26 protein-coding genes are annotated in these 20,232 nt (G+C 64.6%); 11 read left to right on the top strand and 15 right to left on the bottom strand.

What is annotated here, in order from left to right; all coding sequences use genetic code 11:
- Positions 1–7 precede the first annotated feature (7 nt).
- From ABDB84_RS00130 to ABDB84_RS00105, 6 genes are all read right to left on the bottom strand, one after another.
- Positions 8–592, bottom strand: a complete 585-nt coding sequence (locus ABDB84_RS00130) for a LolA family protein (RefSeq protein WP_345917631.1) — start codon at positions 590–592, stop codon at positions 8–10.
- Positions 589–1,515: a lysophospholipid acyltransferase family protein gene (locus tag ABDB84_RS00125; protein WP_345917630.1), complete on the bottom strand. Its 927-nt coding sequence runs from the start codon at positions 1,513–1,515 to the stop codon at positions 589–591. Before ABDB84_RS00125 ends, ABDB84_RS00130 begins: the two co-directional genes overlap by 4 nt.
- On the bottom strand, positions 1,512–3,164 hold the full coding sequence (locus ABDB84_RS00120; RefSeq protein WP_345917629.1) for an AMP-binding protein: 1,653 nt from the start codon (positions 3,162–3,164) through the stop codon (positions 1,512–1,514). Before ABDB84_RS00120 ends, ABDB84_RS00125 begins: the two co-directional genes overlap by 4 nt.
- Complete coding sequence (locus ABDB84_RS00115; RefSeq protein WP_345917628.1) at positions 3,161–3,814, bottom strand: COG4648 family protein; 654 nt, start codon at positions 3,812–3,814, stop codon at positions 3,161–3,163. Before ABDB84_RS00115 ends, ABDB84_RS00120 begins: the two co-directional genes overlap by 4 nt.
- 11 nt (positions 3,815–3,825) lie before the next feature.
- Positions 3,826–4,092: a phosphopantetheine-binding protein gene (locus ABDB84_RS00110; protein ID WP_345917627.1), complete on the bottom strand. Its 267-nt coding sequence runs from the start codon at positions 4,090–4,092 to the stop codon at positions 3,826–3,828.
- A gap of 80 nt (positions 4,093–4,172) precedes the next feature.
- Complete coding sequence (locus tag ABDB84_RS00105) at positions 4,173–4,910, bottom strand: phosphatase PAP2 family protein (protein ID WP_345917626.1); 738 nt, start codon at positions 4,908–4,910, stop codon at positions 4,173–4,175.
- A 112-nt stretch (positions 4,911–5,022) separates the two neighbouring features.
- Here ABDB84_RS00105 and ABDB84_RS00100 point away from each other — a divergent pair, with 112 nt between their 5' ends.
- Positions 5,023–5,595, top strand: coding sequence for a hypoxanthine-guanine phosphoribosyltransferase (locus tag ABDB84_RS00100; protein ID WP_345917625.1), 573 nt, complete (start codon positions 5,023–5,025; stop codon positions 5,593–5,595).
- Positions 5,596–5,630: 35 nt separating this feature from the next.
- On the opposite strand, the gene ABDB84_RS00095 is transcribed toward ABDB84_RS00100, so the two are convergent.
- Positions 5,631–5,813 carry an oxidoreductase-like domain-containing protein gene (locus ABDB84_RS00095; protein ID WP_345917624.1) on the bottom strand — a complete coding sequence of 61 codons (183 nt, stop codon included), beginning with the start codon at positions 5,811–5,813 and terminating at the stop codon, positions 5,631–5,633.
- 12 nt (positions 5,814–5,825) lie between these two features.
- On the opposite strand from ABDB84_RS00095, the gene ABDB84_RS00090 reads away from it, so the two are divergent.
- From ABDB84_RS00090 to purU, 4 genes are all read left to right on the top strand, one after another.
- Positions 5,826–6,269 (top strand): hypothetical protein, encoded by a 444-nt coding sequence (locus ABDB84_RS00090; RefSeq protein ID WP_345917623.1) that lies wholly within the window; start codon positions 5,826–5,828, stop codon positions 6,267–6,269.
- Between the two features lie 115 nt (positions 6,270–6,384).
- On the top strand, positions 6,385–6,993 hold the full coding sequence (thrH, locus tag ABDB84_RS00085; protein ID WP_345917622.1) for a bifunctional phosphoserine phosphatase/homoserine phosphotransferase ThrH: 609 nt from the start codon (positions 6,385–6,387) through the stop codon (positions 6,991–6,993).
- 30 nt (positions 6,994–7,023) lie between these two features.
- On the top strand, positions 7,024–7,392 hold the full coding sequence (locus ABDB84_RS00080) for a 5-carboxymethyl-2-hydroxymuconate Delta-isomerase (RefSeq protein ID WP_345917621.1): 369 nt from the start codon (positions 7,024–7,026) through the stop codon (positions 7,390–7,392).
- 20 nt (positions 7,393–7,412) lie between these two features.
- On the top strand, positions 7,413–8,273 hold the full coding sequence (gene purU / locus ABDB84_RS00075) for a formyltetrahydrofolate deformylase (protein WP_345917620.1): 861 nt from the start codon (positions 7,413–7,415) through the stop codon (positions 8,271–8,273).
- A gap of 10 nt (positions 8,274–8,283) precedes the next feature.
- Here the strand turns inward: purU and ABDB84_RS00070 are convergent, their stop codons facing one another.
- On the bottom strand, positions 8,284–9,234 hold the full coding sequence (locus tag ABDB84_RS00070; RefSeq protein ID WP_345917619.1) for a LysR family transcriptional regulator: 951 nt from the start codon (positions 9,232–9,234) through the stop codon (positions 8,284–8,286).
- Between the two features lie 141 nt (positions 9,235–9,375).
- Between ABDB84_RS00070 and ABDB84_RS00065 the strand changes: the two genes are divergently transcribed.
- Genes ABDB84_RS00065 through ABDB84_RS00050 form a run of 4 tightly spaced genes read left to right on the top strand, consistent with a single transcriptional unit; the run spans position 9,376 to position 13,075 of the window.
- The gene (locus tag ABDB84_RS00065; RefSeq protein WP_345917618.1) at positions 9,376–10,491 is read left to right on the top strand and encodes an aryl-sulfate sulfotransferase; all 1,116 of its coding nucleotides are present in this window, start codon (positions 9,376–9,378) and stop codon (positions 10,489–10,491) included.
- Between the two features lie 48 nt (positions 10,492–10,539).
- A complete protein-coding gene (locus tag ABDB84_RS00060; protein WP_345917617.1) occupies positions 10,540–11,514 on the top strand; it encodes an ABC transporter substrate-binding protein in 975 nt (324 codons plus the stop codon).
- Entirely contained in the window at positions 11,511–12,269 is a 759-nt protein-coding gene (locus ABDB84_RS00055; RefSeq protein WP_345917616.1) for an ABC transporter ATP-binding protein, read from the top strand. The genes ABDB84_RS00060 and ABDB84_RS00055 overlap by 4 nt, the downstream gene beginning before the upstream one ends.
- Entirely contained in the window at positions 12,266–13,075 is an 810-nt protein-coding gene (locus ABDB84_RS00050) for an ABC transporter permease (RefSeq protein WP_345917615.1), read from the top strand. Before ABDB84_RS00055 ends, ABDB84_RS00050 begins: the two co-directional genes overlap by 4 nt.
- Positions 13,076–13,086: 11 nt before the next feature.
- Here the strand turns inward: ABDB84_RS00050 and ABDB84_RS00045 are convergent, their stop codons facing one another.
- From ABDB84_RS00045 to ABDB84_RS00015, 7 genes are all read right to left on the bottom strand, one after another.
- Positions 13,087–13,482 carry a cupin domain-containing protein gene (locus tag ABDB84_RS00045; protein WP_345917614.1) on the bottom strand — a complete coding sequence of 132 codons (396 nt, stop codon included), beginning with the start codon at positions 13,480–13,482 and terminating at the stop codon, positions 13,087–13,089.
- A gap of 167 nt (positions 13,483–13,649) precedes the next feature.
- Positions 13,650–13,916, bottom strand: coding sequence for a YciI family protein (locus ABDB84_RS00040; protein ID WP_345917613.1), 267 nt, complete (start codon positions 13,914–13,916; stop codon positions 13,650–13,652).
- A 171-nt stretch (positions 13,917–14,087) separates the two neighbouring features.
- Complete coding sequence (locus ABDB84_RS00035) at positions 14,088–15,278, bottom strand: MFS transporter (protein WP_345917612.1); 1,191 nt, start codon at positions 15,276–15,278, stop codon at positions 14,088–14,090.
- A gap of 107 nt (positions 15,279–15,385) precedes the next feature.
- Positions 15,386–16,348, bottom strand: coding sequence for an alpha/beta hydrolase (locus ABDB84_RS00030; RefSeq protein WP_345917611.1), 963 nt, complete (start codon positions 16,346–16,348; stop codon positions 15,386–15,388).
- Between the two features lie 286 nt (positions 16,349–16,634).
- Positions 16,635–17,171, bottom strand: coding sequence for an NAD(P)H-dependent oxidoreductase (locus ABDB84_RS00025; RefSeq protein WP_345917610.1), 537 nt, complete (start codon positions 17,169–17,171; stop codon positions 16,635–16,637).
- A 41-nt stretch (positions 17,172–17,212) separates the two neighbouring features.
- Positions 17,213–17,509: a DUF1330 domain-containing protein gene (locus ABDB84_RS00020; protein ID WP_345917609.1), complete on the bottom strand. Its 297-nt coding sequence runs from the start codon at positions 17,507–17,509 to the stop codon at positions 17,213–17,215.
- 29 nt (positions 17,510–17,538) lie between these two features.
- Entirely contained in the window at positions 17,539–18,696 is a 1,158-nt protein-coding gene (locus tag ABDB84_RS00015) for an iron-containing alcohol dehydrogenase (RefSeq protein WP_345917608.1), read from the bottom strand.
- Positions 18,697–18,835: 139 nt separating this feature from the next.
- Between ABDB84_RS00015 and ABDB84_RS00010 the strand changes: the two genes are divergently transcribed.
- On the top strand, positions 18,836–19,789 hold the full coding sequence (locus ABDB84_RS00010) for a LysR family transcriptional regulator (protein WP_345917607.1): 954 nt from the start codon (positions 18,836–18,838) through the stop codon (positions 19,787–19,789).
- Between the two features lie 123 nt (positions 19,790–19,912).
- Positions 19,913–20,232: hypothetical protein (locus ABDB84_RS00005; RefSeq protein WP_428715053.1), on the top strand; the 320-nt coding region annotated here is incomplete at its 3' end.

The raw sequence follows: 20,232 nt of genomic DNA, 5'->3' as shown, positions 1-20,232 counted from the left end.
TGCGACCTCAGGGCGCGCTCAGGCGCGTGATGTTCATCAGCGAGCGATCACCGTCGTGCTGCTCGATCTCGATCTGCCGCACTTCGCCACGCACGCCGGCGATGCGGATGCGATTGACATAGGCGTTGCTGGCCAGGGGCGTCAGGCGCAGGGTCCAGCGCGCCAGGCTGCCATCGAGTTCGACCCGCCACACCGCTTCGAGCGCATGCTGGTCGCCGGCCAGGGTGGCGCGGATGCTCTCGACGAACACCGCTGCATCGGGAAACTCCAGCAAGGAGGCGCGCAGCACGCGCTTGCCGCGTTCCAGGGTCAGCTCGTTGCCGCGCAGAATGATCGCCTCGGGTTTGGGTTGCAGGGTGCGTTTTTCGAGCTGGTCGGGCGCAGTGAAGCTCAGCTCGCCCGAGGATTCGACCGGCTTGTCGAGCATGCCGATGAACTTCTGTTCGACGAAGCTGGCGCGCGCCGTGCGTGTTTGGGCCAGCTGGCGCATCAAGTCGCCCAGCTGCAGTTCGGCGGCGGCCGACAGGTTCAGTGCCAGCATGCTGCCAAGCAGGCTGAGGAGGACGATCAAACGGGACAGGCGGAAACTCATGGTGTAGGTGTGTGCTCGGTGGCAGGCGCCGTGCTGGCGCCCCAGAAATCGAAGAAATTGAACCAGTTGTAAGGTGCCGTGCGGCAGTGACGGGAGAGCTTGTCGGCGTAGTCCTGGCGCGCTTGCGCGATGCGCGCCGGACGCTCGGCGGGGGTGCAGTCGCCGAAGTCGGTGATCAGCTCGACATGGACATCATAGCGCTTGCCGCCACGGTACAGACCGGCGACGAAGAACACCGGCGCGCCGAGGCTGGCGGCCAGGCGGAAGGGGCCATCCGGCAAGCCGGCCGGGGCGCCGAGCAATTGCGTCGCGCGCAGCGCGTCGCGGCCGAGGTTGCGGTCGGCGAGGAGGCCGACGATGTGGCCGGCGGCGATGCGGTCACGGATCGCCAGCATCGAACCGGGCTGGCCCAGCGGCAGGATTTCTTCGGCCGCCGCAGGGTTGAGCACGGCCAGGGTGCGCATCAGCTGGCGCGCATTTTCGGCATACATGGCGATGCTGATTGGGCGTTGCTGCTGGCGCGAGAAGGCGCGTGCCACCTCGAAGCTGCCCAGATGCGCGCCGAACAGCAGGGCGCCGCTGCGGCGCTGGCAGTACTCATTCAGATAGTCGGTGCCCTGGGACCTGAGATCGAAGCGCCAGAACTGTCCCTTGAGCAGGAAGACGCGGTCCTGCACCACGATGGCAAAGTGCAGGAAGTGGCGCAGCACATGCCACCAGCGTACCGGCACGGGCAGCACCCGCGCCAGATAGCTGCGTGATGCACGCCGCGCCGCGCCGCCGGTGAGCATGAAATACAGCGCGATCAGCCACAGCACCGGCCGGGTGAGACGGCGGCCGAGCAACAGGGTCAGGCGCAGCATCAGCTGCATGGCGAGAAACGAGCCGCGCTCGGGCCGTCGCGTCCAGTGCGCCTCGCTCATGCCTGGGGCTCAAGCAGCAGGCGGCCGATGGCCAGCTTGCGGCCGCTGCTGCTGATCTCGAAGCGCAGGTCCTGCGCCTCGATGCGGTAATCGAGTTCGATTGGCTCACCCGGCGTGGCCGGGCTGAGGAATTTGCTCATGGCGATGGTTTGCACCTTGCGCGTGGTGTCGCGCTCGATGCTTTCAATGGCCATGTCGAGCAGCAAGGCGCCCGGCACCATCGGCTGGCCGGGAAAGTGGCCGGCAAACACCGGATGCTGGGCATCCAGCGCAAGCGTGCTGTAGCCGATCAGCGGACGTTCAGGGGGCGCGTGTTGGAGCAGGGCGTCGAGCGCCTCGCGTGGCAGTTTGCCGCTGCTGTTGCGTGGCAGCGCGTCGAGCAGCAGCAGCGGGCGCGGCATGAAGGCACTGTCCAGATGGCGCCGCAGGGCGGCACGCAGGCTTTCTTCGCTCAGGCCGGGGGCGACGGCGAAGGCCGCCAGGCGCACGATGCCATCGGCCGGCGCGATCTGCGGCAAGTGGAAGACGCCATCGTCGACGCCCGCGATACTGCACAGCACGCTATTGAGGTAGTTGAGCGAGCTGCGCTTGCCGGCGATATTGATCATGTCGCCCAGGCGGCCGTGCAGGATGAAGCGCTGCCGGCCGTTCTCGGCCGCAGGCTGGGCTTCGAGGATGTCGCCCATCGGCGTCGGTTCCTCGACATGGGCGCCCTGCACCCAGCTGCGTTCTTCCTCGTTGTGCAGGCTGATGCCGTCAAAGCACTCCCAGACCGCCGTGGTGCTGGTGCGCCGGGTGGCGATCTGGCCGGTCTCGGTCGAACCATAGATTTCCCCGAGGATGCCGCCGGTCGCCGCTTCAACGCTGGCCGCCAGGGCCGGCGAGAGCGGCGCCGTAGCGCTGATGATCAGCGCCGTTGGCGGCAGCGGCAGTTCGGCCGCAATCAGGGTGCGCAGGTGGAACGGCGTGCTGACCAGGGCGCGTGGCGTCGGTGCGGCCGCCAGCGCGGCGACCACATCGGCGGGGAAGAAAGGATGCTGGGCGACCAGGATGCCGCCGCTGAGCAGGGGCAGCAGCACGCTCGATTCAAAGCCGAACATATGCTGCGCCGGCACCGTCGCAACCACCGCGCAGGGGCCGCCAGCGCGCTGCCACTGCGCTTGCGCGGCGGTCATCGCGCCAGCGTGGAGCTTGCCCCAGCGCTTGTCGTGGGCCTGCGGCGTGCCCGTCGAGCCCGAGGTGAACAGGCGGGCGATGACCTGCTCGCGCGGCATCGCCGGGATTTGCTGCGGCAGCTCGCCGCTGTCGCAGCGTGCGACGTGGATCGCCGGCAGGCCGCGGGCATCACGTTCAGCCTCGACCAGGGCGTGTACCGCCGGATAGGCCGCTTGCAGCGCGGCAATCGATTCCGGCGTGATGCTGTGGGGCAGCAGGCTCAGGCATTCATTGAGCGCGGCAGCGAAAAAGCCCACCGCGAACAGGTAGCGGTCGGCACACAGATTGAGCAGCGGCTGGCCCAGCGGCAAGCGGTTGCGCAGGGCGGCGACGTCGCGCAGGAATTCGCCCTGGCTGATCGGCGCGCCGCCGCGCCAGGCCACGCTTGTGGCAGCGTCACGGGCAGGCAGGATGGCTTGCAGGGTGCTCGTCATGAGGGCCTGCCCGCAGCCTGTGCCTTGCTGGAGGCAATGATGCCGCGCACCGTCTCGGCCAGGGTGGCGCGCTCGGCGCGCGGCACCAGACACAGACGCACCGGGTATTCGAGGAGGAACAGCAGGGCGGTCAGCGGCCAGGTCAGCACATTGGCAAACCACGACCAGGCTTCAATGTGCCCGCTGAGGAACAGCGCAGCGCCGAATGCGGCACAGGCCGCGAAATAGACCGCCCAGATGAGGGTCAGGATGTAGGTGTAGCGCGCCACGTAAGGCGCCAGCGCGCCGCCGCGCGCAAAGCGTGCCATGCGTGAGCACAGCGCTTCCTGGCCCGGTAGCAGGGTGCGCGCAAAGATGACGCAGCCGAGCAGGTTGCTGCCGGTATCCTGCAGGAAATACAGCCACACCGCGTGCGCCACCAGGGATTCGGCCTGGTGGTAGAGCACGCCGCCCAGCACGGCAGCGAGGCTGAGCGCCGGCCAGCGCAGGCGGGTCGGCCAGAGCAGGCCGAGCAGGGCCAGGCAGAGCGGCGCACTGCCGGTGAGCACCAGCAGCTCGGCGGGCTGGCCGATGGTGGCGGCACGATGTGCCATGTACAGATAGACGAGGCCGAACAGGCAGCACGCGAAGATGCGCAGCGGTGCCTTCATCGCGGCCGGACTCAGGCGCTCGTGCGGTGCTGCTGGATGTAGGCAGCCAGCGCGCGCAGCGATGCGAAGGTCTTGGTGTTGTCCTGGTCGTCGGCGCGCAGTTGCACGCCGTAACGCTTGCCAACGACCAGCGAGATCTCCAGCACGTCGATGGAATCCAGGCCCAGGCCCTCACCGAACAGCGGCGCTTCGGCGGCAATCTCTTCGGCTTTGACCTCGAGATTGAGGGCTTCGACGATCAGCTGGGCAACTTCCTGTTCAAACGGCGTGGTTTGCATGGCACTTTGAGCGTGGTTGGTTTCGATGGCGGGCGGCGTGTTGGCCGTCTTGGCGCCGGTTGCGGAGGGACGCGATTATATCAGTCCCGTGCGCCAGGCAGCAGACGCCTGCCCAGCGGCGCGGAAAGGCATCCGAAAAGCATACCGAGCAAGCTGCCGGCCGCCGCATCGAGCACCACGTGCTGGCGCGTGGCGATGGTCGAATAGACGATGGCGGCGCACCACAGCAGATTGCCCAGTCGCAGCCAGCGCGGCACTGCCAGTGCGCGCAGGAAGCGCTCCAGCCAGATGCCGGCGAATACGGCGGTGGCGACATGCAGGGAGGGGCAGGCATTGCCGGCCGAGTCCACGCTCTGCAGAAAGCCGAAACCCGGATAGTCGTTCCACGGGATGTCGGGGCGCGGGATGGCGGTCGGCCACAGGTAGAAGCAGATCAGCCCGCTCAGGCAGAGGAAGAAATAGGCGCTGCCCAGCGCGATGAAGTGCTGCCGTGTCTGGGTCAGGTGCAGCGGAATGGCGACGTAGACCCACAGCGAGGCGTAGAACATCAGGGTCCAGGGCTGGAAGCTGATGGCCTGGTCGAGCCAGGTCAGCGGCATCGTCGTCACGGCATGCACCGGATGACGCAGCAGCTGGAAATAGGCGACGAAGAACAGCGTCAGGAACAGCGTCAGCGCGATGGTCTTGAACAGCAGATGGCTGCGGCAGCGCGTCCACAGCGTCTGCGTCCAGCGCGGAGCCGTGGTCTGGGGAAGGCTCTGGATCAAGGGATCGGGCATCGGCATGCGGGCGGAATCGTTGCAAGGATTGTAAGGCATGCCTTCGCGCTTTCTCCCTTGATCCGCTCGCCGGTTTGATCGCGATGCTTACTGCGCGCTGGCGCAGCGGTTTACAATGAGCCGACACTACACAGCAGCTTAAGAGGAAAACATGGCAAGCCCCACCACCGAAGCTCTGCTGGCAGATGTCCGCCAGGTCCGCGATGAGGCCGATTGCCTGGCGACACCCATGCAGGTTGAACGCGCACTGGACACCATGGCCGAGGCCATCACCACGCGCCTGGCCGATGCCAACCCGCTGGTCTTCACCATCATGAATGGCGGGTTGATTCTCGCCGGGCGCATTCTGCCGCGCCTGTTGTTCCCGCTTGAACTCGATTACCTGCATGCCACCCGTTACGGCCATGCGCTCAATGGCACCCTGCTCGACTGGCGCGTGCGCCCGACGCGCGACCTCAAAGGGCGCAGCGTGCTGGTGCTCGATGACATCCTCGACGAGGGCTATACGCTCAAGGCCGTGATGGAATACCTGCGCGCCGAGGGCGCCAGCGAAGTGCTGTGCGCCGTGCTCGTCGACAAGGACCATGACCGCAAGGCCGAGCCGGGCATGAAGCCCGATTTCTGCGGCCTGCAGATGCCCGACCGCTTTCTGTTCGGCTGCGGCATGGACTACAAGGGCTACTGGCGCAATGCGCCGGGCATCTACGCGCTCAAGGGGCACTGAGTTCGGTGCGCCTCGCTGAGCGGATCAAGCGCGGATCAGTCTTCGTCCTGCAGCTGTTGCAGCTGCCAGGCTTCGAGCGCTTGTTCGTATTGCGCGCGGGCCAGGTAGTAAATAGTCCACACACAGGCATCGCCGCATTCGTTGCCGCAGCAATCGAAGGGGCCGGGTTCGCGCGGCGCCTGGGGCGGCGCGGCAAGGCGGGCAGGGGGCGTACTCATCTGCGCATTCTAATGTGTGCCGGCCTGCTCGGCATGCTGCCGGCGGCGCAGGCGGCGGAAGACTTGCTGCCCTTGCTGGCGCAGGATCTGCCCGCAGGCTGCGGCTGCCAGGTGCGCCCGCTGCAGTCGCCGCGTGGCGCGCCCGTGCTGGTGTGGTCGGGCGAAGGGCGCAAGGACGGTTGGGTGCGCGTGGCCGAAGGCTTGCAAACGCTGAGCCTGCGCGACGAAAAGCACATCCCGCTGCGCCAGGGCCCGCCCCGTCCGGGCGACCGCTTCGTGCTGTACCTGGCCAACGGCGACTGGCAGGCGCAGGTGCTCGGACTGGCGGAAGAGAATACCTGCGGCCGGCAGCACAAGACCTGCAGCCAGCATCGCTATCGCGGGCGCCTGTTGTTGCAGCACAAGGGTGGCGCGCAACGTGAGCGTTTGATCGACCTGCGCTGCGATTGCCCCTGATCAGTGCTGCGCTGCCCGACAGCGGGTGGCGCGCAGCATGTAGAATCTGCGCTCGCGCGCGGCTTTGCGGGTTTGGATGCCGCTGATTTCTCCCCATTTTTGCAAGGGTTTCAAAGTGCAGATCGTTTGTCTCGACATGGAAGGCGTGCTGGTTCCCGAAATCTGGATCGAGTTCGCCCAGCGGACCGGCATCCCCGAATTGCGCCGCACCACGCGTGACGAGCCGAACTACGACACGCTGATGAAGTACCGCCTGAACATCCTCGCGCAGCACAAGCTGGGCCTGCCGGACATCCAGGCGGTGATCAGCGAGATGCGCCCGATGGACGGCTGCAAGGATTTTCTCGACAGTCTGCGCAAGACCTACCAGGTGGTGATCCTCTCCGACACCTTCTACGAATTCGCCCAGCCGCTGATGCTGCAGATGGGCCAGCCGACGTTGTTCTGTCACCGCCTTGAAGCGGATGCCAGTGGCACCCTGGTCAATTACCACCTGCGCATGCCCGATCAGAAGCGCGCTGCGGTCAAGGCTTTCAAGAGCCTCAACTTCAAGGTCATCGCCGCCGGTGATTCGTACAACGACACCAGCATGCTGGGCGAGGCCGATGCCGGCATCCTCATGCATCCGCCCGAGAACGTGGTGCGCGAATTCCCGCAGTACCCGGTGACGCGCTCCTATGCCGAGCTGCGGGCCGAGATCGACAAAGCTTCGGCGCGCATCTGACGCCTTCACCTACATCCGGACGGAATTGCCATGCCGCACCTGACGCTTGAATACACCCAGAACCTCGCTGGCGTGCTGGATGTGACGGGGGCTTTGCGCGCCGTCAATGCCGCCTTGCTGGCCACCGGCATCATCGATGCACCCGAGCAGCTCAAGAGCCGCGCCGTGCCGCTCGACAGTTTTCTGGTCGGCAACTTCGAGACGGGCGAGGCCTTCATCCATCTGCGCATGCAGCTGATGGCCGGGCGCAGTTTTGCGCAGCGCCAGCAACTGGGCAAGGCGGCGGTCGCTGCCGTGGCCGAGGCGCTCAAGGCGCCGCCGGGGCTGCGTGTACAGATCACCTTCGAGGCTGGCGAGATGCTGGCCGACACCTACCAGAAGCTGATCATCACCCACTGAAATCGACGTTTCCGCTGCCCATGCCTTCATCGCGTTACTACACCCTCACCGCCGCCTGCCCTGACCGGGTCGGCCTCGTCGCCCGCGTTTCCGGTTTTCTCGCCGAACATGGCGGCTGGATCCTTGAAACCAATCTGCATGCCGATCCCGATAATGATCGCTATTTCATGCGCATCGAGATCAAGGCCGATTCGCTGCCCTTCCACCTCGCCGAGTTCCGCAGCCGCTTCGCGCCCTTGGCCGAAGAGCTGCAGATGAGCTGGAAGATCTCCGACAGTGCGGTGAAAAAGCGCGTGGTGATCCTCGTCAGCAAGCAGGAACACTGCCTCTACGACCTGCTGGCGCGCTGGCAGAGCAAGGAACTCGATATCGAGATTCCCTGCATCATCTCCAACCACGACGCGCTGCGCGGCTTCGTCGAGTGGCATGGCATTCCCTTCCACCATGTGCCGGTGACGCCCGACAACAAGCAGCAGGCTTATGCTGAAGTGGCCCGCTTGTATGACGAGGTGCGTGGCGACTGCATGGTGCTGGCGCGTTACATGCAGATCCTCTCGCCCGAGCTCTGCGCGGCGTATCCGGGGCAGATCCTCAACATCCACCACAGCTTCCTGCCCAGCTTCGTCGGCGCCAAGCCGTATCACCAGGCCTACCAGCGCGGCGTCAAGCTGATCGGCGCGACCTGCCACTACGTCACCGCCGAGCTCGACCAGGGGCCGATCATCGACCAGGACGTGATCCGCGTCGATCACTCCGACTCGGTCGATGACATGGTGCGCTATGGCAAGGACATCGAGAAGACCGTGCTCGCGCGCGGTCTGCGCTACCACCTCGAAGACCGTGTGCTGCTCAACGGCAACCGCACGGTGGTGTTCCGCTGAGCGGGGTGGCTCAGGTCGCGAAGGATTTCAGCCGCGGCGTGAGATCCACACTGAAGCGCAGGCGAATCTCCTCGATCGCGGTGTCGAGCGCCTGCAGAAACACCTGCGTGGCCACCGTCGCGGTGTAACCCGCACGCTGGTAAAGGCAGCTGTGAGCGCTGGCGCCGCTGTCCTGCAGCGCGGTCCACACCAGTTTGCCGTTGCCGACATCCTCATCAACATTATCGGGAATCAGGAAAGCGACGGCTTTGCTGCGCGCGACCAGACGCCGCACCATGGCGACCGAGCTGGTCTCGACCAGGGGGCGGCCCTGGCGGCGCAGGCGTGCGTCGATGCTGTCGGCCACTGTGCGCAGTTCCATGTCGGGTGACATCAGGATCAGCGGGTAGTCCAGGCAGTCGCGCATGCGCAAGGGGCGTCCGTCCGCCAACAGCGGATGTTCCGGCGCCGTGACGACGCCCAGCTGCTGCGGCCAGGCGCGTACTTCCTCGATGCCCGGCGGCGGGGTGCGGCGCAGGCAGTAAGCGATATCGACTTCACCATTGGCGACCCAGCGCAGCAGGGTCTCGCCATTGCCAGAGCGTACGCTGAAGCTCAGCCCCGGATAGGCCTCCATGACCCGCTCCATGACATGCGGGATCAGGTATTCGGCCGAGGAATGCGAGACCCCCAGATTGACGTGGCCGCGCCGCAAGGAGCGCAGATCTTCAACCTGCGACAGGGCATTGTCGAAGTCGCGCTGGCAGCGTCGCACGGCCGCGATCATCACTTCGCCGGCCATGGTCAGCTGCATGCCGCGTGGCAGGCGATCAAACAAGGGCACGCCGACCAGGGCTTCGAGATTGAGGATCTGCTGATTCACGGCGGCTGCCGTCAGATGCAGGGCTTCAGCGGCTTTGCGCACCGAGCCGCGTCGCGCGACTTCGTCAAAACACCTGAAAGATTGCGAGATGGCAGGCATGCTTTGCTCCGGAAGAACGGCTTGAGTGTAAATAAATTTCTTACGCTACGTAAAAAATTTACAGCTATTCCGGACGCTTTCAAGCCACTAGAGTGCCATGGTCAGCGCTTCTTTTGCGCCGCACTGTCCGGGAGCCTTGCCTTGAGTACGACTGTTGACCAGATTACCCAGCGCCGCCGTGGTGTCGGCCTGATTGCCCATGATCCCGCCCTGTCGGCAGGGGGCTACACACTGATTGCGCCGCAAACGGGCGGTGGTCATGTCTATCTGGTGGATATCCTCGGTGAAGTGGTGCACCAGTGGAAAATGCCGGTGCGCCCCGGTCGGGCCGCCGTGATCCTGCCCAATGGCAATCTCGGCTACAACGGCAATCACGTGTTCTCGCCCGATATCTATCCGGCCTGGTCGTTGTGGCATGGCGGCGATTTCTACGAAGTCACGCCGGAAGGCAAGTCGGTCTGGCGCTACGAAGATCCGACCCATCACCACGACGCGCGCTGGCTGCCCGATGGCCATCTGCTGTATGCCGGCTGCGCGCCGATTCCAGCGGAGTTTGCTGCCCGTGTGCCGGGCGGAACGGCGCACCCCGGCGAAGAGACGATGTATGGCGATGTGATCCGTGAAGTGGACCGCAGCGGAAAAATCGTCTGGGAGTGGAAGGTCTGGGAGCATCTGCGCCCCGAGGACTTCCCGATCAATCCGGGGTTCGGTCGTGGCCACTGGCCGCTGATCAATGGGCTCGACGTGACCGCCGAGGGGCTGGTCCTGATGAGTCTGCGCACCACCTCGGGCATCATCGGCGTTGAGCGCGCCAGCGGTGTGGTGCGCCTGCACATCGGGCCGCAGATCGTGTCGCACCAGCACGCGCCGGTGGCGCTGGCCAATGGCAACATTCTCACCTTCGACAACGGCAATTTCCGCACCGGCAAGCATGTTGCCTTTTCGCGTGTGCTGGAGATCGATCCGCGCGATCAGGCCGTGGTCTGGTCTTACACCGATCAGCAGGCGAATGCCTTCTACTCGGCTTACATGGGCAGCGCCCAGCGCCTGCCCAATGGCAATACGCACGTCACCGAATCAGCCAGTGGCCGCCTGTTCGAGGTGACGCCTGCCGGCGAAGTGGTCTGGGAATACATCATCCCCTGGTTTGACGAGTATCCCGACGAGGCTGCGCGGCGTTATGTGCCGGGCGCGCAGAACAGCGTGTTCCAGACCTTCCGCTACAGCCGCGAACAGCTGCCCTGGCTGCAAGACTGATTCCGCGCCTTCTGTCGTCCATACTTCCTGTCATCGAGGTTCCCCATCATGAAATCCTTCCATTTGCTCAAAGCCGTATTCGCCGCCGGCCTCAGTGCCGGTGTTGTCCTCAGCGCTCCGGTGCAGGCGGCCGAGACCGCGCAGAACGTGCGCATCCTCACCAACTGGTTCGCCCAGCCCGATCAGGCCGGTTACTGGCAGGCCCAGCAAGACAAGCTGGGCAAGGAAGCGGGCATCGCCATCAGCGTTCTGCAGGGCGGGCCGAAGATTCAGACGATTCCGCAGGTGGCCTCGGGGCAGGCCGAGTTCGGCATTGCCAATGCCGATGACATCCTGCTTGCGCGCCTCAATGGCGCGCCGGTGCGGGCGGTCTTTGCGCACATGGATTACGTGCCGTATTCGCTGGTGTATCACAGCAATCCGGCGATCAAGTCGATCAAGGATCTGCAGGGACGCACCTTCGCCGTCAACATCGGCAATGCCTACTGGGAATGGCTCAAGAAGCAGTACCAGCTGAGCGGCACGCGCGAGATTCCCGTCACCGGCGATCTCACGCTGTTCCGCAATGACCCGCTGATGGTGCAGCAGGGCTACTCGCTCTACCTGCCCGCACGCATGGCGGCAGCGGGTATCGCGGTGCAGCAGATCAAGGTGCCTGCGCTGGGCTATCGCCCTTACAGCGTCTTGTTCACCACCGACGAGCTGATCCGCAAGAACCCGGCCCTGGTGAAAGCGACCATCGCGGCGGTGCAGAAAGGCTGGAGCAACTACGTGCGCAATCCCTCCGGCCTCAAAGCCATGCTTACCGAGATGAACAAGCAGATCTCGCCAGACATCTATGATGCGGCCAACAACGAGATGATCGAGAACCTGATCTCGCACGACCTCAGCAAGATCGGCTGCATGAGCGATGCACGCTGGAAGGAGCTGGCTACCCAGCTGCGCAGCGTGAACTTCCTGCCGGCCAGCTTCAATGAGAAGCAAGCCTACGACCGCACGCTGACGCCGGGTTGCGGCGCATGAGCAAGGCCACTGCCCTCACGCTGAGCGCAGTTTCGAAGCGCTACGACAGCGGTTTGCAGGCGCTGGGTGAAATCGATCTGTCATTGCAGCCGGGCGAGTTCGTATCCATCGTCGGACCGTCCGGGTGTGGCAAGTCCACGCTGTTGCGCATCATCGCCGGGCTGATGGCGCCCAGCGGCGGCAGCTACCAGCGCCCGCAGGGCATCGAGACCGCATTCGTCTTCCAGGATGCCGCCTTGTTGCCCTGGCGCACGATTCTCGATAACGCGCAGTTGCTGATGGAGCTGGAGGGCTATCCGCGCAGCGAGTACCAGGCACGCGCTCGCACGGCCTTGCAGCGCGTTGGTTTGGCGGGCTTTGAAAGTGCGTATCCGCATCAGCTCTCGGGCGGCATGCGTATGCGTTTGTCGCTGGCCCGTGCGCTGGCTCTGCAGCCGCAACTGCTGTTGCTCGACGAGCCACTGGCGGCCGTTGATGAACTCACCCGCGACGTGCTGCAGGAAGAGCTGTCCCAGCTCTGGCAGGCCGCAGGCTTCACGGCGGTGCTGGTGACGCACAATGTGCATGAAGCCGTGTATCTGTCGAATCGCGTTGTCGTGATGTCGCCGCGGCCGGGCCGCATCCTCGATGTCATCGACGTACCCTTTGCCTTTCCGCGTGCGCCCGAACTGCGTGCCGAGGCCGGCTTTGCCGAGCTGACCGGCCGTGTGTCGGCCGCCTTGCGTGCCATTCCCCAGGTTTCGTCGCCAACATGACTCCACCGAACTTTTCCGCCACGGCGGTACTGAAAGCCTTGCGTGATGCCGTGCCGGTGATGGCCGTCGCATTGATCCTGCTCGGGCTGTGGTACCTGCTCACCGCCACGCTCTACAAGGACAAGGGCTTTCTCGTTCCCGCGCCACAGCAAGTGCTTGTGGCACTGGCTGACAACTCGGCGACCCTGCTTGCTGCCACGCTGACCACGCTGGGCGAGGCGGCTTGCGGCTACCTGCTGGCCATCGTGCTGGGGATTGCGGCCGCTGCGCTGATGGCGCAATCGCGCCTGCTCGAACGCAGTCTCTATCCCTATGCCGTCTTGCTGCAGACGGTGCCGGTGATCGCCATTGCGCCGCTGATCGTGCTGTGGTCCGGTTACAACGAGCGCTCGGTGGTGATCATCAGCCTGATCATGTCGCTGTTCCCGATCATCAACAACACCTTGCTGGGGTTGCGTTCCACTTCGCATAACCTGGTGGAACTGTTCGCCTTGCACAATCCCAGCCGCTGGGTGGTGTTCCGCAAACTGCGCCTGCCGGCGGCCTTGCCCAACATCATTGCCGGCATGCGCATTTCGGCCGGGCTATCGGTGGTGGGCGCCATCGTCGGCGAGTTCATCATCGGTTCCGGCAATTCGCAGGGCGGCCTGGGCGTGCAGATCGTGTTCGCGCAAGGCCGCATGAATACGGCCTTGCTGTTCGGCGAAGTGATTGCCGCCACCTTGCTCGGCTTCATGTTCTTCCTGCTGGTCAGCCGCCTGGGCCATCTCCTGCTGCGTCACTGGCACGAGTCGGCCAAGGCCTGAGCGCTGCCGGCTCAGCGCTGCGGGTGATAGACCTTCACGCTCTCTTGTTCTTTCGGGTCATTGCGGGCGACGAGGGCGATGGCTTCGGTGTCGCTGCTCAGGTTGACCGGCTGGTGCGGCACGCCGGCCGGGATGAAGATGAAGTCGCCTTGCTTGTTGACCACTGATTTGGCGAGGTTCTCGCCGTAGAAGGTTTCGACATCGCCCTTGAGCAGGTAGATCGCCGTCTCGAAACCATCGTGGTAATGCGGTTCGGCACGGGCGGCGGGCGGGATGATGACGATGTTCATCGAGATGCCTTGCGCGCCGGCCGTTGCGTTGGAAATGCCGAGGTAATTGGGCAGCTTCTGGATGGTGTCGATGGTCACTTGCGGACGTACGGTGACGATTTCGCCGTCGAGGTTCATGGGCGCTCCCTGTTGTGCGTGGTTTTATCGATGTCTGCAGCAGCGCTGTGCGGCTTGGGCACGCCGCTGGCTGGATTCATTCTGGCACGAAAGATCGGGGTTTTCCCGTGTCTCGCGGCGGGCTTTTGCCGCAGGCCGTGAGCTGTTTCCTGATCGGCGTTGGGTATTCAGCCGAGGATGTCGTTCCACTCAAGCAGGCGCGTCTTGCTGACGACGCCGTTGAGGATCAAGGGGTCTTCTTTCATGAAGTCTTCGGCCGCTTCGCGATGGGTGAAGATACCCATCGCGCCTTCTGGCGGCATGCCCAGCGGCCCGGCCATCAGCAGCAAGCCCTGCTCGTGAAAGGCTTCAAGTCTTGCTCGATATGCGTCATAGCAGGCTAAGGCCTTGCCGAGTCCGCCCGGGGCGAGCTCATAGATGAGCACGATCTTCATGACTACGGGGATCTCCGTGGTGTATGCGTTCAGCACTTTGCTGGTCCGCGCGCTTATTCATGATACGCGGCCTTTGCCCTCAAGTGCAGTGCTGGCGCAAGTTTGCGCCTCATTCTCATACATCGCCACGCAGGGTTTTGCCCTCCGTCTGGTATTGCGCTGTGCAGTGCGTCAATGGCCGGCGTGCACGCTGGCCGGTCGCAGGCGCGCGCCATCACCGACGATGATGGAGGCGAGCACCAGCAGAATGGCGCCGGCGGCAAATGTCGCATGGATCGACAGATGATCGAGCAGCAGGCCGCCGAGCGCGCCGCCGAGCAGGATTGCCAGCTGGATCGCGGCGACGATCAGGCCGCCCGCGCTCTCGGCCTGGTCGCTGACGCCATGCGCCATCCAGGCTGACCAGCCGACCGGAATGGCCGAGTAGACAATGCCCCAGATGAACAGCGCGATGGCCACCGGCCACAGCATGCTGCCGACCTGCAGCAGCAGGAGGGTCATGACGCCCAGCGCAAAGGGCAGGCTGCCGAGCAGGCGGTAGAGATGGCGGTCCAGCGAGCGGCTGGCGCCGCGTGTGCCAACGAAGCCGGCCAGCCCCAGCGCGAACAGCAGCATCGAGAGCTGCGGCAGGCTCACATGCGTTTCGTCTTCAAGAAAAGGACGGAAGTAGGTGAAGGCGGCGAAGGCGCCGGCGAAGGTGAGCATCACCGCCGGCAGCGCAAAGCGCACATTGCGGCGGCCGAGCAAAGCCAGCGGGCCGAGCTGCTGGGCTCCCGGCTGTGGCGGCATGGCCGGCAGGCTGCGCCAGTGCCACAACAGATTGAGCGCGACGATCGGCACCAGGACCCAGAACACGCCGCGCCAGCCGATGATGCCGCCCAGATAACTGCCGATCGGCGCCGCGAAGGCGGTGGCGACGGCATTGCCCATGTACATCGTGCCCAGCGAACGGGCCACCGCAGACGGCGGCACCAGGCGCGTGACGGTGGCTGTGGCCAGCGACCAGAAGCCGCCGATGACAATGCCCAGCAGCGCGCGCGCCAGCATCAGCAGGCCGAAGCTGGGCGCCATGGCGATCATCACCAGAGAGAGCAGCATCGCCGCCGTGAGCGCCATCAGTACGTGCTTGCGATCCAGACCTGCGCTCAGCCGGGCAATGCTCAGGCTGGCAATCACGGCGAAGAAGCCGGAGATCGAGATGGCCTGGCCGGCCAGGCCATCGGTGGCATGCAGATCGCGGGCGATCGGCGTGAGCAGGCTCACCGGCATGAACTCGGCGGCGATCAGCATCGCCACGCAGAGCGACATGGACAGCACGGCGCCACGGTGCTGCGTGGGGTGATCCGTTGTGGGGGAGGACATGGGGATTCTCTGTTCGGCGAGCTTGCCGGCTCGAATGCTGGCCGGTCTGTTCGGGGCGCCGGTTTGCACTCAAGGCAAACCGGCGTGTGGTGGTGCGTTGCGCTGATTTACGCCAGATGCTTGTCGAAGAAGCTGCTGATCGCATCCAAGGGAATCTTGTCGACGCGGTCATACAGGTCGACGTGACTGGCGCCCTTCACGATCAGCAATTGCTTCGGCTCGGCCGCGGCGGCGTAAGCCGTTTCGCTGAAGTAGCGGGAATGCGCGTTTTCGCCGTGCACCAGCAGCAAGGGGCGTGGCGAAATCTCCTTGATGTAGCTGAGGATAGGCATGTTCATGAATGACAGCGGCGTGGTCTGCGTCCAGGCATTGCCCGAGTTCACCGCGCGCTTGTGGTAACCACGCTTTGTTCCGTAGTAGTCGTAATAGTCCTTCACAAACTGCGGTGCGTCGGCGGCCGGCTGGGTGTTATAGGCCGGCTGGTAGGCGGGGCTGCCTTTTTCGGCATCGACCCAGCGCTGGCGGCTCAACTGCTCCAGCAACTGTGTGCGCTGTTCCAGCGTCACGCTGTCGAAATAGCCCTTGGACATCACGCGGGTCATGTCGTACATGGTGCTGGCCACAACAGCCTTGATGCGCTTGTCCACCGCCGTGGCATTGAGCGCCATGCCGCCCCAGCCGCAGATGCCGATGATGCCGATGCGCTCGCGATCCACCGCAGCGTGCAGGCCGAGGTAGTCGACGGCAGCGCTGAAGTCTTCGGTATTGATGTCGGGTGAGGCCACATTGCGCGGCTCGCCACCGCTCTCGCCGGTGAAGGAGCCATCAAAGGCGAGGGTCGCAAAGCCGCGTTCGGCCATGATCTGCGCGTAGAGGCCGGACGATTGCTCTTTCACTGCGCCGAAGGGGCCACCCACGGCCAGCGCGGGCAGGCGCTTGGCGCCGCGATTTTTCGGCAGATAAAGATCGCCCGCCAGCGTGATGCCGTAGCGGTTCTTGAAAGTCACTTTTTGATGGTCGACCTTGGGGCTCTTCGGGAAAACCTTGTCCCATTCCTGGGTCAGTTGCATGGTGTTGTCCTTGGCGGTGGCGGGCGCTGTCTGGGCCCAAACTGTGTGTGCGCCGGGGAGCAGGGCACTGCTGGCAATCAGCGTTGTCCTGAGCATGGCGCGTCTTGATGCTGAGTCAGTCATCTGGATACCTCGTGGATTTCGCCGTGCGATGCCGTTTCATCGGTGATGAAGCGGCATCGCGGCGCATGAGCAAAGTCTAGGAGGAGGGCGGGCGCTGCCGGTAGCAAGCTCCAGCGGATTGCTTGCCTGATCCTCCGGCGGCCCGCCTGTTTCAGCGCAGGGATCAGTCAGCTTGCGGTGCGGCCAGGCGTGCTGCGAAGGCCTGCTCGAAGCCCGCCAGGGCTTCTGCACTCACGCCCATCGCCTGATAGAAAGCCAGGGGTTTGGCGTAAGACATGCCGACGTACAAGGCGCTGGCCTTCATCGGCGTGAGCACCTCTTCGATGCTGCTGTGGATCAGGCCTTCGGCCGAGTAGGTGTGTGCCGTGGCGCCGGCCGAGACGACGAGCAGCATTTCCTTGCCCTTGAGTGCCGTGCCATTCGGGCCGAAGGCCCAGCCGTAGGTCCACACCTGATTCAGGTAGGCCTTGAGCATCGGCGTCAGGTTGAACCAGTGGATCGGGAACAGATAGACCACGCGATCCACGCCTTCGTGTGCCTGCTGTTCCGCCGCGACATCGAAGCCGTTGAGATCGCTGCCATACAGCGATTCCAGATTGCGGACGACGACATCCGGCGTATTGGCGGCGACTTGCTCCAGCGCCTTGATGACCTTCGATTGCTCGGGGTAGGGGTGGGAGACGATGACCAGGGTTTTCATTGCAATGTCCTTTCGATGGGGTGGGCTTGAATAGGCGTGGCTCAGGCCACGCCTTCGACGAAATAGGCGTGGCTCTCGGCCGAGGCGAGACGGTGGCCGACAATCGCCCGGTAGGCGGCGGAGTCATGCCAGGCGTGGGCCTGTGTGCTGTCGGGGAAGCGCACGATGACGATGCGGCCGCGTGGTGCATCGCCTTCCAGCGCTTCGAGGGTGCCGCCGGCGACGAGGCGCTCGCCGCCGAAGGCCTTGAAGGTTTCTTCAACCTTGGCCTGGTAAGGCTTGATGCCTTCCGGGTCGGTGATCTTCACGTCGATCACGAAGTAGACGGGTGTGCTCATGAGATGGGCTCCGTTTGAATGAGGATTGATCAGAGACTCTCTTCGTACACCTTGCGGGCGAGCGCCAGATCGACGTCGCCGTGTTCGCCCAGGCGCACCATGCCGTGCGTTTCCAGCGCGGCGACCAGCTTGTCGATGGCCTCCACACCGATGCCGTAGCCGGCGAGGCGGGTGCTGACGCCCAGGCTTTCGAAGAACTCGCGCGTCTTCAGGATCGCCAGATCGATGCGCGCATCCTCGCTGCCTTCGCTGATATGCCATACGCGTTCAGCGTACTGCAGCAGCTTGGCGCGCTTGGCGTCGCGGCGCAGGCCCAGCATCGAAGGCAGCAGCACGGCCAGCGTTTGCGCGTGGTCCATGCCGTGCAGTGCGGTCAGCTCGTGGCCGACGAGGTGGGTCGCCCAGTCCTGCGGCACACCGGCGGCGATCAGGCCATTGAGCGCCATCGCGGCGGCCCACATCAGGTTGGCGCGCGAATCGTAATCGGCCGGCTCGTGCACCACCTGCGGCCCGATCTCGATCAGGGTCTGCAACAGGCCTTCGGCAAAGCGGTCCTGCACGCGCGCATCGACCGGATAAGTCAGGTACTGCTCCATCACATGCGTGAACGCATCCACCACGCCATTGGCCAGCTGGCGCGCCGGCAGGGTGTAGGTCTTGGTCGGGTCGAGAATCGAGAACTGCGGGAACACCAGCGGGTTCGAGAAGAAGGCCTTGGTGTGGGTCGACTTGCGCGTCACCACCGAGCCCGCGTTCATCTCCGAGCCGGTGGCCGACAGCGTCAGCACCACACCCAGCGGCAGCGCGCTGTGCACTGCGCCGCCAAAGCTGGCGAGGATCTGCCACGGGTCGCCCGCGAAGTTCGCCGCCGCCGCGACAAACTTGGTGCCATCAATCACCGAGCCGCCGCCCACGGCGAGCAGGAAGTCGATGCGTTCGGCGCGCACCAGATTGACGGCCTTCATCAGCGTCTCGAAAGTCGGGTTCGCTTCGATCCCGCCAAATTCGAAACGGGTACGGCCCCCCAGCGCGCTGCGCACTTCAGCCAGCGTGCCATTGCGCTCGGCGCTCTGGCCACCGAACAGGATCAGCACGCGGGCCGTGGCCGGGACGAGCTTTTCGAGCTCGGCGACGGTGTCTTTGCCGAAGACGATGCGGGTGGGGTTGTGGAATTCAAAGTTCAACATGCTGCACTCCAGGGCTGATTGCGATGGAGGCATTCTGGCCGCGATCATTCGTGAAGATAAGTGGGTGTGCGGTTGATGATTACGTAACCTCGGGTTGATAATCGAGGCTTCGTATCCTCATCACCGGAAGGCTTTGCGCATGGATTCCTCGCAACGCGTTCGCGCCATCATCTCCTTCGTGCATTCGGCCGATGCCGGCAGCTTTGCCGCCGCAGGCCGTGCGCTGGGCATCTCGTCCGCCGCCGTGAGCAAGAACATCGCCGGGCTCGAAAAAGCCCTCGGCGTGCGCCTGATGAACCGCACCACGCGCACCCTGAGCCTCACCGAGGAGGGCGAAGCCTTCCTGCGCCAGGCGCGCATCGCGCTCGACGCGCTCGACCAGGCGGCCGATGCCGTCGTCGCCCACCGCGCCGCGCCCGCCGGCCGCGTGCGCATCTCCAGCAGCGCGGGCTTTGGCCGCGAGCAGCTCGCGCCGGCCTTGCCTGGCCTGCTGGCGCAATATCCCGGTCTTGCCGTCGAGGTGGACTTTGACGACCACCTCATCGACCTCGTGCGCGATGGTTACGACATGGCTCTGCGCGGCGGTCGTATTGCCGACTCCTCCCTGGTCTCGCGCCCGATCTGTCAGTTCACCATGATCCTCGTCGCCGCGCCGGCCTACCTCGATGCGCACGGCACGCCCCGCCAGCCCGAGGATCTGGCGCGCCACTGCCTGATCACCCGGCGCTTCCTCGGTGGCCGCGTCTCGCCGTGGAACTTCGTCGCCGGCGACGGCAGCATCACCACCCTCAATACCGACGCTGCCGTGCTGACCCTGTCTTCACCCGAGGTGATCACCGAGCTGGCCGTCGCCGGCATGGGCATTGCCGAGGTCGGCGTGCACCACGCCTGGCCGCACTTGCAGAGCGGTGCGCTCAAGCTGCTGCTGCTCAAAGCGCACCACCCCGGCAATTTCGAGATGACCCTGCAATACCCGCACCGCGCCCTGGTCGCGCCACGCGTGCGCGTCACCGTCGAATACCTGCTCGACGCCTTTGCCCAGCGCGAAGAACTGCATGTGCCGTTTTCGGCGCTGCGGCAGTTCGAGGCCTAGAGCAGGGCGATCACCGCCAGAAAATTCAGCGAGCGCGCTAAATTTCCTCACTCCGGAGTAGCATGCCGGATACATTATTTTTCCAGCGGCCGCTCACGCAAGCGACCGCAAGAGAGCCAAGACATGCACGACATCATCTGCCCGCATTGCAACACCGCCTTCACCATCGACGAAGCCGGCTACGCCGACATCCTCAAGCAGGTGCGCGATGCCGATTTCGAGAAACAGATTCACGAACGCCTGCACTTGGCCGAGCAGGACAAGCTGCGCGCCGTCGAACTTGCCGAAGCCCGCCTGGCCGGCGAGCTGCACAAAGCCGCAGCCGCCAAGGACAGCGAGATCCAGACCCTCAAGGCCCAGCTCGATGCCGGCGAAGTGCAGCGCCAGCTCGCCGTGAGCCAGGCGCTCGGCGCCATCGAGAAAGAACGCGACGCGCTGGCTAA

It is taken from the genome of Uliginosibacterium sediminicola (assembly GCF_039631295.1).
Taxonomy (GTDB): Bacteria; Pseudomonadota; Gammaproteobacteria; order Burkholderiales; family Rhodocyclaceae; genus Viridibacterium; species Viridibacterium sediminicola.
This window is presented reverse-complemented; position numbering and strand designations above follow the sequence as displayed.